Source organism: Kitasatospora sp. NPDC050463 (genome assembly GCF_040655255.1).
In the GTDB taxonomy this organism is placed as follows: Bacteria; Actinomycetota; Actinomycetes; order Streptomycetales; family Streptomycetaceae; genus Kitasatospora.
Genome location: NZ_JBFAJO010000134.1, coordinates 1 through 11793, shown reverse-complemented (window position 1 = coordinate 11793; position 11793 = coordinate 1). Strand labels below are relative to the sequence as shown.

Genomic DNA, 11793 nt, shown 5'->3' with positions numbered 1-11793 from the left:
TCCCTGCTCCCCGCTCCCCCCCCCCGCCCCCCGCGCCCCGCGCGGCGGCCCCCCCCGCCGGGGGGGGCGGGGCCCCCGCTGGGGGGGGGCGGCCGGGTGCGGCCCGGCTACTTCACGATCTCGGCAGCGTCCCCGGCGCCCGCGGCCCCCTGGGCGGGCACCCCGCCGGCGGGGTGCCCGGGCTGCGGGCTCCAGCGCCGCTCGACGCCGGCCAGCCGCCAGTAGGCGATCGCCGCCGCCCAGACCACCACGAACAGGCCGACGATCACATAACCGACGTTGTCCAACGAGAGATCCGCGATCCAGCCGCTCACCGGATCGGTGAGGTCCAGCTTCTCGTGCAGCACGCCGACCAGTTCGATGGTCCCGATGATGAACGCCACCGCGATCGACAGCCCAGTGATGGTCAGGTTGTAGTACACCTTGCGCACCGGGTTGGAGAACGCCCACTGGTAGGCGAAGTTCATGAACGTCCCGTCCAGCGTGTCGAACAGGCTCATCCCCGCCGCGAACAGCAGCGGCAGGCAGGCGATCGCGTACCAGGGCAGCCCGGAGGCCGCGCCGGAACCGGCCATCACCATCAGCGTGACCTCGGTCGCGGTGTCGAAGCCGAGGCCGAGCACCATGCCGACCGGGAACATCTGGCCGGGCCGGGTGATCGAGCGGGTCGCCCGGTTCAGCACCCGGGCGAGCAGGCCGCGCGAGTTGAGGTGCTCCTCCAGCTCCGCCTCGTCGAAGCGACCCGCCCGCATCGACCGGAACACCCTGAGGATGCCGAACAGGGCGGCCAGGTTGAGCGCGCCGATCAGGTAGAGGAAGACGCCGGAGGCCGAGGTGCCGACCACGCCCAGCCACTGGTGGGTGGGCGAGTCGTCGTCCATCAGCGTGTCGGCCAGCTGCGCGCCGCCCGCCACCAGGACGGCCATCAGGACCACCATCGAGGAGTGCCCGAGGGCGAACCAGAAGCCCACCGAGACGGGCCGCTTGCCGTCCGCCATCAGCTTGCGGGTGGTGTTGTCGATCACGGCGATGTGGTCGGCGTCGAAGGCGTGCCGCATGCCGAGGGTGTACGCGGTGATCCCCAGGCCCACCCCGAAGACCTGGGTGCCGACCGCGTAGCCCTCGGGCGCGACCAGGAAGAAGAGCGTCCCGAAGGCCACCACGTGCATGGCCAGGATCACCCCCATCAGCCCGGCCGTACGGATGGTGTCCTCACGCTTCCAGCGGAAGGTGGGCAAGGCGGAGGGTGCCGCGGGGGCGGCGGTTTCGGGCAGGGTCATCTTCGGATCACGCTCCAGCACCTCGTGGAAAGTCGTTCGTGAGATGCCGTGGCCGGTCTCCTGGCTGACGGGGCTTCCGTGCCCGCCTTCCCGGGCGCGCGGGGCACCCAGTGGCGTCGTGGGCACGGACGACTCCCCCGATCACAGTGGCGAGGGCCGCTCCGGACTCCGGACTCCTGAGAGTCCGTCACCGGTCTTCCCGAACACCACGGCGGGCAACACCGTAGGTGCCGCCGCCGCACCCTTGCAAGGCTGCGCACCTGCGCAGGTGTCCGGAATCACAGGCCCGGGGCTGCAAGAATGTCCGTATGCATCTCGTACCGGCCGACCGCGCGGGCCACCGCACCATCGACGGACACCGGGTCTGCGAGGCCATCGCCGCGATCGGCGACCCCGGGCACGTCCGGTCCTGGGCCGAGCGGTTCTCGCTGCTCGCCGACCCCGGTCGGCTCGCCCTGCTGCTCGCCCTGCACCGGGCCGGCCCGCTCGCCGTCACCGACCTGGCGGTCGCCACCGGCATGCGCGACCCGGCCGTGTCCCAGGCGCTGCGGCTGCTGCGCACGGCGGGCGTGGTCACCGGCGACAAGGATGGACGCGTGGTGCGCTACCGGCTGCTGGACGACGCGATGCGCCCCCTGCTGGATGCGTGCGCCGCCGCCGAGCACCACGAGCCGACCGACGCACCCGAGCACCACGAGCCCGAGCACCACGAGCCGGACCACCACGAGCCCGGACACCACGCACCCGCCGCCGCGGCCGGCTGACCCACCGTCCGGCCAACCGCCCGGGCCGGGCCCGGGTGAGTACGATCTTCGTGTGCTGATCCGCCGCAGTCCCCGGGCCTGGCCCGACGACGACCGCTGGAACACCCGGCCGGTCGAGGCCCGCGTCCTGGCGGTCGTCCGCACCCTCACGTCCGCCACCCGCGTCCTCGACGTGCTCAGCCTGCTCCGCGACCGCGACGGCATCCGCTTCTACCTCACCGTCAACCCCGGCTCCGCCTTCACCGCGGGGCTCGACGAATTCCTGCGCGCCCTGCCCGGGTTCACCGTCCTGGACTGGCCGGAGGCCACCCGGCACCGCTTCGACCTGGCCGTCGCCTGCGCCGTGCACTCCTCGATGGGCCGACTCGACGCCCCGCTGGTCGTCCTGCCGCACGGCGCCGGCTACAACCGCCTGGTGAGCCAGTCCACCGGGGACAACGTCACCGCCGCCGGCCTCTCCCGGCGCGAACTGACCTACCGCGGACAGGTGTTCGTCGACGTCCTCGGCCTCTCCCACGAGGAGCAGCTGGACCGGCTGCGGATCTCCTGCCCCGAGGCGCTGCCGCACGCACGGGTGGTCGGCGACCCGTGCTTCGACCGGATCCTGGGCAGCCTCGACGCCCGGGACGCCTACCGTGCCGCCCTCGGCGCCGTGGACGGCCGCCGACTCGTGGTGGTCAACTCCACCTGGAGCGAGCACTCGTTGTTCGGCCGCCACCCCCGGCTGCCGCTGCGACTGGTCGACCGGCTCCCCGCCGACGAGTACACGGTGGCCGTCGTCCTGCACCCGAACATCTGGGCCCGGCACGACCCGCAGGCCCTGCTCGCCGCCGCCGAACGCTCCGGACTCCGGCTCGTCCCGCCGCACCAGGGCTGGCAGGCCGCACTGGTCGCCGCCGACTGCCTGATCGGCGACCACGGCTCGGTGTCCTTCTACGGCGCCGCGCTGGAACGCCACACCCTGCTGGTCGCCACCGGCGCCGAGGAACTCGACCCGCACTCCCCCGGCTACGCCTTCGGCCAGGCCGCGCCGCCGCTCGACCCCGACGGCGACCTGCTGGCCCAGCTCGAACAGGCCGTGGCGAAGCACGACCCGGCCGCGCTGCGCCCGATCACCGACCGCTCGCTCGGCCGGCGCGGGCAGTCGGCCCGGCTGCTGCGCCCGCTGCTCTACTCCTACCTGCCACGGCTCGACGAACCGGCGGAGGAACCCCGGCTGCCGCCCTACCCCGACCCGCGACCGCTGCCGGGGAGCAACCGCGGCCCGTCCGCGTACGACGTGGAGGGGACGGTCTCGGGCACCGAGGTCGGGCTGCGGCGCTACCCCGTCGGCGCGGACCACGGGCCCACCCGCGGGATCTACGCGGTCCACGCCGAGGAACGCCGTCTCGAACTGCGCGACGTCGCCGAGGTGCTGGCCCGTACCGAGATCCGGGCCGAACTGCCCGCCGAGCGCTGGCTGGCCGATGCCTTCCGGTCCCCGGGGCTCGGCCTGGCGGTGGCCGCGCTCGGCAAGAGCCGTCACCTGCTGCGACTGCCCGCAGGCCTGCTGCTGGAGGCACACGCCGAGCGGCCGTGGGGCGCGCCGAAGCCGCTGCTCGACCCGCTGCTGCTCGGCTCGGCCGTGGCCCTCTGGCTCCAGCAGGGCGGCGACGCGCGGGCCCTGCCACAGAGCGGGCTCACCATCCGCACGGGCGAGCGCCGCATCCGGGTCACCTTCACCGCCCGGCCGTAGCCGCCCGCCCGGCTCTCGGCCGCCACCCGTCCGGCGCTCCGCTACCCGCCGAGGACGCCCGCCCGTGCCCGCAGGTCGCGCAGCCGGGCCCGGGCGCTCCCGGCCAGCTCCGCGTCGCCCAGTTCGTCCGCCAGTTCGGCGAGCAGTTCACGGGCCTGGGCCTCCTTGACCAGCTCGTCCCGCGCGGCGGCCCGGTCCGCCGCCGAGGAGACCAGCCGCACGGCCTCCTCCGGCCGCCCCAGCGCCCGGAGCGCCCGGCCCCGGACCAGCGGCAGCTTCACCAGCATCGAGCGGTCCCGCGTCTCCTCGGCCAGCGCGGTCGCCTCCTCCAGGACGGCCAGGGCCGCCGCCTCGCGGCCCGCCGCGATCAGCGCCTGACCCAGCTGGTAGCTCTGCACCACCACGCCGTGCGGGTCCCCCGCATTGGCCTCCCGGGCCCGGGTGAACAACTCCACGGCCCGCTCGGGCCGGCCGTCGGCCAGGCAGAGCAGCCCCTCGGTCTCGACCAGCACACCGGCCAGCCGCGGGTCGTCCACCAGCGCCAGCAGCTCGGTCGCGGCGGCCAACTGCTCGGCCGCCGCCGGGTACTGCCCCAGCTCGTAGTGGGCCCGGGCGAGCTGGTTGCGCATCCGGATCCCGGCGTCCGGCCGGTTGTCCCACTGCGCCGCCTCGACGCCCAGGAGGTGGGAGGCGATCCAGTCGCCGTAGTGCTTGCGGCCGTGGTAGAGCGGCCAGAGCGACTCGCAGAGCCGCCAGACCTCGCCGTGCCAGCCCTGCTCGGCGGCCGCCGTCAGGACCGCCAGCAGATCGGCCCGCTCGACCTGCAACCAGGCCATCGCCCCGACCGGGTCGGCGAAACCGGGCAGTGACTCCTCCGGGGGCTCCTGCAGCCTCAGCCGGTCACCGAGGACCGCCCGGTCGGCCACCGCGGCCCGGCCCCGGTAGTAGGCCACGATCCGCCGCAGCAGCTCATGGCGCCCCGGGTCGGTCCGCGCATGCCGCCGGGCGTGCAGCCGGACCAGGTCATGGGTCCGATAGCGCTCCTCCGGGTCCGGGGTCTCGCCCGCCACCGGGCGCAGCAGGTGGGCCCGCACCAGATCGCCCAGCGCCTCGTCGGCCCGCTCGACACCGGCCGCCTCGGCCAGCTCGGGAGTGAGGTGCCAGCCCGGGTGCACCCCCAGCAGGTGGTAGAGCCGGCGGGTGTGCGCGGGGAAGTGCGCGTACACGGCCTCGAACGGTTCGACCACGGAGCCCTCCCGGTGCTCGATCGCCGCCAGTCTGCCGCCCTCGTCCGTCAGTTCGGCCACCACCCGCTCCACCGGCAGACCGCCGCGGGTGAGCAACTCGGACCCGACCGCCTGGAGGGCCAGCGGCAGCCCGCCGCAGAGCCGCACCAGGTCGTGGAGCTGGTCGTCGGTGCCCCGCCCGGGGCCGAGCCAGCTGCGGACGAGGTCCGAACCGGCCTCCGGGAGCAGCGGTTCGACGTCGAGCAGGGTCGCGCCCGCCAGGGCCAGGCCCGGCAGCCGGGCCCGGCCGGTGACCACGACCAGCCCGGCCGTCGGGAGCAACGCCCGGACCTCCGAGGCGTGTTCGACGTTGTCGAGGAAGACCAGCAGCCCGCCCGCCGAGGTGACCGTCCGGAACAGCGCCGCCCGCTCGGGCAGGCGCTCGGGCACGAAGTCCCGGTGGACCCCGAGCGCCCGCAGGAAGCCGCCCAGGACCTCGCCCAGGTCCACGCCGCCCTGGTGGCGCACGGTGGTGAGATCCGCGTACAGCTGACCGCCGGGGAAGTCGCCGGCGTTCTGCTCGGCCCACCGCGCGACCACCTCGGTCTTGCCGACACCGCCGAGCCCGGTCAGCGCGACGACGGACGGGCGCAGCGGATCCGTCCGCTCCAGCGCGGCGGTCAGCGCGGCGAGTTCCACGCCGCGGTTGACGAACGCACCGCTGGAGGGCCGGATCTGGCGGGGCGCGCCCGCGGGCGGCGCCGGCGCCTGCACGAAGGTGTGCGCCTGCACCACGTTTCCGTGCACCGTGCCCGACACGATGTTGGCCGTCTCGTAGCCGTCCATCCGCCCGCTCCCTCCGCGCCGGACCAAGAGCCCTCGGCCCGAGAGCCCTCGGCGCATGGGGGCCGCGCCCACCCCCCGTGAATCGAAGGCTCTCAGCCTACGGTGGATCCTGAGCCCGCATCATCCCTCCCGCACCAGGCGGGCGAATCGGCGCAGTGAGCGCCCGGCCAGCGGCTCGGTGGCGGGCCGCAGCGCGCGGCCGAGCAGGCCGCCGGCCGGGGTGCGGAAGGCGCCGAGGAAGGCGAAGCGGGTGCCGTCCGGTTCCGCCCGGGCCGCCATGCCGCCGAGCAGGAACCGGCTGCGCATCAGGCACCAGCCGGGCTCCAGCTCCAGGTCGAAGCGGGCCCGCAGCCTGGTCCGGCCGATCACCAGGGCCTGCGGGCGGCCGCCCTCCCGGGGGGCGGCGAGGCGGACCTCGCGGATGTCCGGCAGCCAGCGCGGCAACCCGCCCTCCAGGTCGGCCGCGGCGGCCCAGACCTGGTCGAAGGGTGCGTCCAGCAGCGCCTCCCGGACGGCCGCGCCGGGGGTGACGGCGGCGATGACGTGCAGGCGGCGCACCGGGTCGAAGGCGGCCACCGGCCAGGGGGTCTGCGCGCTCACTGCTGCCACGCCCTTCGGAAGCTGAGTCGGGCCCGGGACAGCCGGGACTTCACGGTGCCGGCCGCCACGCCCAGCAGTTCGGCGGTGGCCCGCTCGTCCAGGCCTTCGAGGTCGCGCAGCACCAGCACGGCCCGGTGTTCGGGCGTCAGCCGGGCCAGGACGTCCTCGATGTCGGTGGCGAGCTCGGGGTCGCCCGGGCGCGGCAGCTCGGACAGGTCGGCGGGGACGCAGTGCGCCACCCTCCGGACGTGCCGGACGGCCTCGCGGACGGCGATCGAGCGCACCCAGCCGAACAGCGCGGCCGGCTCCCGGAGCTGGCGCAGCTTGCGGAAGACCGCGATCAGCGCCTCCTGGGTGGCGTCGGCGCCGTCGTCCAGCGCGATCGGGCCGCAGAGTCTGCGCACATACGGCGTGACCAGCTCCAGCAGTTCGCCGACGGCGAGCTGGTCGCCCCGCTGGGCGGCGCGGACCAGCGCGGCGACGTCCGGCTCGGCCGGGGCGGCATCGGGTTCTTCGGGACCATCCACATCCGGGTGAGAGGCGCCGACGCGGCCGGACGTTCCCTCGCTCCCGCGACTTTCGGGTGTGACGCTCGCCACGGGAACGTCCGGCCGCGCCGCCCGCTCCTGCGGGGTGACCCAGCGTCGAGAACCCCGGGAGACTCCGTGAACCGCCACCGCACCGCCGCCCTCGCCGTCGCCGCCGTGCTCGCCACCGACGGCCTGCTGCACGTCTACTGGGCCACCGGCAGCACCTGGCCCGCGCCGGACGGGACCTCGCTCTCGTACGCGGTGCTCAACGCCGAGGTGCCGTTCACCCCGCGCGTGGTGCTGCCGCTGGCCACCCTGCTGTTCTCGGGCGCGACCGTGGTGCTCGCCCGCGGCGGGCTGCTCGACGGCGTGGCCCGCCGGCTCCCCGGCGTCGTGCTGCGCTGGGGCCCGCGTGCGGTGGCCGGCGGGCTGCTCGCGCGCGGGCTGGTCGGGCTGGTCTGGGCGAGCGGGATCGGCACCGAGCCCGGATCGGCCTTCCACCGGCTCAACCTGGTGCTCTACACCCCGCTCTGCCTGGTCGGCGCGGCCGCCGCCCTGGCCGTGGCGCGCGGCCCGCGGCGCTGACCGCGCGCCGGGGCCGGGGGCGGGACCGGGGCCGGGGGCGGGACCGGGGCCGGGGGCGGGACCGGGGCCGGGACCGGGCGGGCGGACTGCCCGGCTACGCCTGCTGGCAGGCGGGGCACCAGAACAGGTTGCGCGCCGCGTGCTGCTCCGTCCGCACCTCGGTGCCGCAGACCAGGCAGGGCAGGGCGGCCCGGCGGTAGACGTAGACCTCGCCGCCGTGATCGTCCACCCGCGGGGGCCGGCCCATCGCCTCGGGAGTGTGTTCGGGGCGGACGGTGTCGATCCGGCCCGCGCCGACGCCCTCGCGCATCAGCGCGACCAGGTCGGCCCAGATGGCCTCCCACTCGGCCCGGGTGAGGTCGCGACCGGCCCGGTGCGGGCTGATGCCGTGGCGGAACAGCGCCTCGGCGCGGTACACGTTGCCGACGCCGGCCAGCACCTTCTGGTCCATCAACAGCGCGGCGACCGTCGTTCGGCTGCCGGACACCCGCCGCCAGGCCGGCTCCGGATCGGCGTCGGCGCGCAGCGGATCGGGCCCGAGCCGGGCGGCGACCGCGGCCTTCTCGGCTCCGGTGATCAGCGCACAGGTGTTCGGGCCTCGCAGGTCGGCATGCGCGTCGTCGTTCTGCAGTCGCAGCCGGACCAGGCCGACCGGCTCGGGCGCGGGGCCGTCGCCGAAGGTGAACCCGCCGTAGAGGCCGAGGTGGATGTGCACCCAGGCACCGCCCTCGAAGCCGAGGAAGAGGTGCTTGCCGATGGCCTCCGCCCCGGTCAGCACCTGGCCGTCGACGAGCGCGGCGCCGTCGGCGAACCGGCCCTGCGGGCTGCTGGCCCGGACCGGTCGGCCGCCGAAGGCCCTGGCGTTCTCGGCGGCGAGGCGGTGGATGATGTGGCCTTCCGGCACGGGCGTCGGCTCCCCCGGGTGGTCGAACAGGACACGTCCATCATCGCAGCCGGCACCGACAGGGCCCGGGGCCCGGTGGGCCGGGGCTCAGCGGACCGGGATGCCCATCAGCCGGGCCAGGATCACCCGGTCCAGCTCGGCGGCGGTGGCGGCGACGTCCAGGTGGGAGTTGTCGATGATCGGCAGCCCGGAGTTGTACCAGCCGGCCATCCGCCCGTGGATCCGCGCCACCTCCTCGTCGCTCAGCCGCCGGTTGCCGCTGCGCCGGGCGTTGCGGCTCAGGACGGAGTCGAGGCTGGGCAGCAGCACGACCGCGATCATCCCGGGGCCGATGTGCCGCTTCCAGCCGCCCAGGCCGATCGCCGGGCGGTCCGGGAAGACGGCGTCGTCGATGATGCAGGAGATGCCGTTGGCCAGGTAGTTGCGGCAGGCGAAGCCACAGGTGCGACGGGCCAGCCGGTACTGCGCCTCGGAGGCGTTGTTCCAGCCGGACTGCGGGTTGGCGAAGCCGGACTGCACCCACTCCCGGACGTCGTCGAGGCTGATGTGGGCGGTGGGCGTGGGCCGGCGCTCGGCCCAGTGCCGGGCGACGGTGGTCTTGCCGGCGCCGGCCGGGCCGATCAGCAGCACGGCGAGCGGTCCGGACGGCGTGTGCGGCTGCGGCGGGTGGGCCGGGAGCTCGACGGGCGAACCGGAGGGCAACAGGAAGTGCCCGGTGGCCCCGGCGGGAACCGGCGCGGGCGCCGCCGCGGCGGGACCGGCCGGCGGCACGGGCCGCACCGGCCCGGGCGCCGCGGCGGGAGCCATCGGCGTACCGGCCGGCTGCACGGCGGGCCGACCGCCGTACGGGGGCCGGCCGGCGGGCTCGCGCGCGGACTGGGTCGCACCGTGGCGGACGGACTGGCTCGCTGCCTGCGGTACTCCCCGGGACGCGCCCGGTGCGGCGCCGGCGGGCGACGCGGCGGTGGCGCTGCCGGGGTGCGGCGGGGCCGGCGGAGCGACGGGACGTGGGGGGACCTGTCCACCCCCGGAGTACTGCGTCACGGTCACCTCCCGACTTCTTTCAGCGGGGACACTACACGGCGGCCCCGCAGCGGGCACAGTCCGCCGCCCGGGCCCCTGACGAGGGCCGGGGTACCGGATCGGGCCGGCCGGAGCCGCGCCGATCCGGTACCCCGGGCCCGGCTGTCAGCGGGTGGTGAGCTGCCCGCCGAGGGCCCGCAGGGCCAGCTCGTACGAGCCGAGGCCGAAGCCGGCGATGGTGCCGGAGGCGACGGCGGCGATCACCGAGGTGTGCCGGAAGGTCTCCCGGGCGTACGGGTTGGAGATGTGCACCTCGATCAGCGGCGCGGTCCGCTGGGCGGCGGCGTCGCGCATCGCGTACGAGTAGTGGGTGAAGGCGCCCGGGTTGATCACCACGGGCACCTCGCCGTCGGCGGCCTCGTGCAGCCACTCCACCATCTGCTGCTCGGAGTTGGTCTCGTGCACCTCGACCTCGAAGCCGAGCTCCCGGCCGAGCGCGGTGCAGCGCTCGACCAGCCCGGCGTAGGAGGTGGCACCGTAGACGTCCGGCTCGCGGCTGCCCAGCCGGCCGAGGTTGGGGCCGTTGAGCACCATCACCCGGGTCACGAGGAGACCTCTGCGTAGGCCGCGGCCAGCAGGGACGGGTCGGGGCCCTCCAGCATGGAGGTCCGGCCGAGGCCGTCCAGGACGATGAAGCGCAGCAGGTCGCCGCGTGACTTCTTGTCGATCTTCATGGCGTCCAGCAGCTTCGGCCAGGCGTCCGCGCGGTAGCTCAGCGGCAGGCCGACCGAGGCCAGGACGGTGCGGTGCCGGTCGGCCGTCTTGTCGTCCAACCGGCCGGCCAGGCGGCCGAGTTCGGCGGCGAAGACCATACCGATGGAGATCGCGGCACCGTGCCGCCACTTGTAGCGCTCGTTGCGCTCGATGGCGTGGCCGAGGGTGTGCCCGTAGTTGAGGATCTCGCGGCGGCCGGACTCCTTGAGGTCCCCGGAGACCACGTCGGCCTTGACCTGGACGGCCCGCCGGATCAGCTCGACGGTGTGCGGCCCGGCCGGGCTCCTGGCACCCTCCGGGTCCGCCTCGATCAGGTCGAGGATGGCCGGGTCGGCGATGAAGCCGCACTTGATGACCTCGGCGAGGCCGGAGACGTAGTCGTGCTTGGGCACCGTCTCCAGGGTGTCGAGGTCGGCCAGCACGCCGACCGGCGGGTGGAAGGAGCCCACCATGTTCTTGCCCTCGGCGATGTTGATGCCGGTCTTGCCGCCCACCGCCGCGTCGACCATGCCGAGCAGTGTGGTGGGCATGGCGACCCAGCGCACCCCGCGCAGCCAGGTGGCGGCCACGAAGCCGGCCAGGTCGGTGGTGGTGCCGCCGCCGAGGCCGACGATCACGTCGCTGCGGGTGAAACCGGTCTGACCGAGCACCGACCAGCAGTACGCGGCGACCTCGGCGCTCTTGGCGTCCTCGGCGTTGGGCACCTGGAGGACGATCGCCTCGTAGCCCTCGCCGAGCAGGTCCTCGCGGATGGCGTCGGCGGTGGCGGCCAGCCCTTCGGGGTGGATCAGCGCGACCCGCTTGGCCCGGGGCCCGATCAGCGGCCCCAGCTCGCCGAGCAGTCGGTGTCCGATCAGCACGTCGTACGGGTCGTGGCCGGCATTGCCACCGACGTGAATCCTGACGATGTCACTCATGGGGGGTCTTCAGCTCCAGTGCTTCCATTACGGCGTCCACGACCTGCCCGGGGGTGCGGCCCGCGGTGTCGACGACGGCGGTGGCCACCTCCAGGTACAGGGGCCGACGCGCCTCCATCAACTCTCGCCAACGCGCCCGGGGGTTGACCGCCAGCAGCGGACGCGGCGCGTCCAGCCCCACCCGCCGGACCGCGTCCGCGAGCGGCACCTCCAGGAACACCACCGGCAGATCACGCAGCAGCGCCCGGGTCGCCTCGGCCATCACCGCACCGCCGCCGAGCGCCAGCACACCCTCGTGGCCCTGTGCGGCGCTGCGCACGGCGGCCGCCTCCAGCTCGCGGAAGTGCGGCTCGCCCTCGTCGACGAAGATCTCCGGAATCGGCTTGCCCGCCGACTGCTCGACATCGGCGTCGGTGTCCCGGAACCCGACACCCAGGCGCTCGGCGAGGTCCCGCCCGACGGTGGACTTGCCACTGCCGGGCGGACCGACCAGCACCACCAGGGGCGCGGTCATCGGACGATCAGGTTGTCCAGGTACCCCTGGACGTTGCGCCGGGTCTCGGACACGTGGTCGCCACCGAACTTCTCGCTCACCGCGTCCGCCAGCAC

Annotated in this window: 11 protein-coding genes, 1 pseudogene and 1 riboswitch; of the genes and pseudogenes, 3 read left to right on the top strand and 9 right to left on the bottom strand. The window is 75.0% G+C overall.

Features of this window, described 5'->3' with window-relative positions; translation table 11 throughout:
• Positions 1-107 precede the first annotated feature (107 nt).
• Positions 108-1280, bottom strand: coding sequence for a HoxN/HupN/NixA family nickel/cobalt transporter (locus AB0J08_RS39520; protein ID WP_360644330.1), 1173 nt, complete (start codon positions 1278-1280; stop codon positions 108-110).
• 32 nt (positions 1281-1312) lie between these two features.
• Positions 1313-1506: riboswitch (cobalamin riboswitch) on the bottom strand.
• An 82-nt stretch (positions 1507-1588) separates the two neighbouring features.
• Here AB0J08_RS39520 and AB0J08_RS39515 point away from each other — a divergent pair.
• Both AB0J08_RS39515 and AB0J08_RS39510 read left to right on the top strand, forming a co-directional pair.
• A pseudogene (locus tag AB0J08_RS39515) lies at positions 1589-1924 on the top strand (metalloregulator ArsR/SmtB family transcription factor); the annotation flags it as partial.
• A gap of 172 nt (positions 1925-2096) precedes the next feature.
• Complete coding sequence (locus tag AB0J08_RS39510) at positions 2097-3779, top strand: hypothetical protein (protein ID WP_360644326.1); 1683 nt, start codon at positions 2097-2099, stop codon at positions 3777-3779.
• Between the two features lie 41 nt (positions 3780-3820).
• On the opposite strand, the gene AB0J08_RS39505 is transcribed toward AB0J08_RS39510, so the two are convergent.
• From AB0J08_RS39505 to AB0J08_RS39495, 3 genes are all read right to left on the bottom strand, one after another.
• Positions 3821-5851: a hypothetical protein gene (locus tag AB0J08_RS39505; RefSeq protein ID WP_360644324.1), complete on the bottom strand. Its 2031-nt coding sequence runs from the start codon at positions 5849-5851 to the stop codon at positions 3821-3823.
• 120 nt (positions 5852-5971) lie between these two features.
• Positions 5972-6451, bottom strand: a complete 480-nt coding sequence (locus tag AB0J08_RS39500; RefSeq protein ID WP_360644321.1) for an SRPBCC family protein — start codon at positions 6449-6451, stop codon at positions 5972-5974.
• Positions 6448-6978: a sigma-70 family RNA polymerase sigma factor gene (locus tag AB0J08_RS39495; protein ID WP_360644318.1), complete on the bottom strand. Its 531-nt coding sequence runs from the start codon at positions 6976-6978 to the stop codon at positions 6448-6450. The genes AB0J08_RS39500 and AB0J08_RS39495 overlap by 4 nt, the downstream gene beginning before the upstream one ends.
• A gap of 138 nt (positions 6979-7116) precedes the next feature.
• Between AB0J08_RS39495 and AB0J08_RS39490 the strand changes: the two genes are divergently transcribed.
• Positions 7117-7566 carry a DUF3995 domain-containing protein gene (locus tag AB0J08_RS39490; protein WP_360644314.1) on the top strand — a complete coding sequence of 150 codons (450 nt, stop codon included), beginning with the start codon at positions 7117-7119 and terminating at the stop codon, positions 7564-7566.
• A gap of 94 nt (positions 7567-7660) precedes the next feature.
• Here the strand turns inward: AB0J08_RS39490 and AB0J08_RS39485 are convergent, their stop codons facing one another.
• The 5 genes from AB0J08_RS39485 to AB0J08_RS39465 all read right to left on the bottom strand — a co-directional run bounded on the left by AB0J08_RS39485 (position 7661) and on the right by AB0J08_RS39465 (position 11698).
• Complete coding sequence (locus AB0J08_RS39485; protein ID WP_360644311.1) at positions 7661-8470, bottom strand: DNA-formamidopyrimidine glycosylase family protein; 810 nt, start codon at positions 8468-8470, stop codon at positions 7661-7663.
• Positions 8471-8557: 87 nt separating this feature from the next.
• On the bottom strand, positions 8558-9514 hold the full coding sequence (locus AB0J08_RS39480; protein ID WP_360644336.1) for an ATP-binding protein: 957 nt from the start codon (positions 9512-9514) through the stop codon (positions 8558-8560).
• A 144-nt stretch (positions 9515-9658) separates the two neighbouring features.
• Entirely contained in the window at positions 9659-10087 is a 429-nt protein-coding gene (gene aroQ, locus AB0J08_RS39475; RefSeq protein ID WP_360644333.1) for a type II 3-dehydroquinate dehydratase, read from the bottom strand.
• A gap of 8 nt (positions 10088-10095) precedes the next feature.
• Positions 10096-11184: a 3-dehydroquinate synthase gene (gene aroB / locus AB0J08_RS39470; protein ID WP_360644309.1), complete on the bottom strand. Its 1089-nt coding sequence runs from the start codon at positions 11182-11184 to the stop codon at positions 10096-10098.
• Positions 11177-11698 carry a shikimate kinase gene (locus AB0J08_RS39465; protein WP_360644306.1) on the bottom strand — a complete coding sequence of 174 codons (522 nt, stop codon included), beginning with the start codon at positions 11696-11698 and terminating at the stop codon, positions 11177-11179. Before AB0J08_RS39465 ends, aroB begins: the two co-directional genes overlap by 8 nt.
• Between the last annotated feature and the right edge of the window lie 95 nt (positions 11699-11793).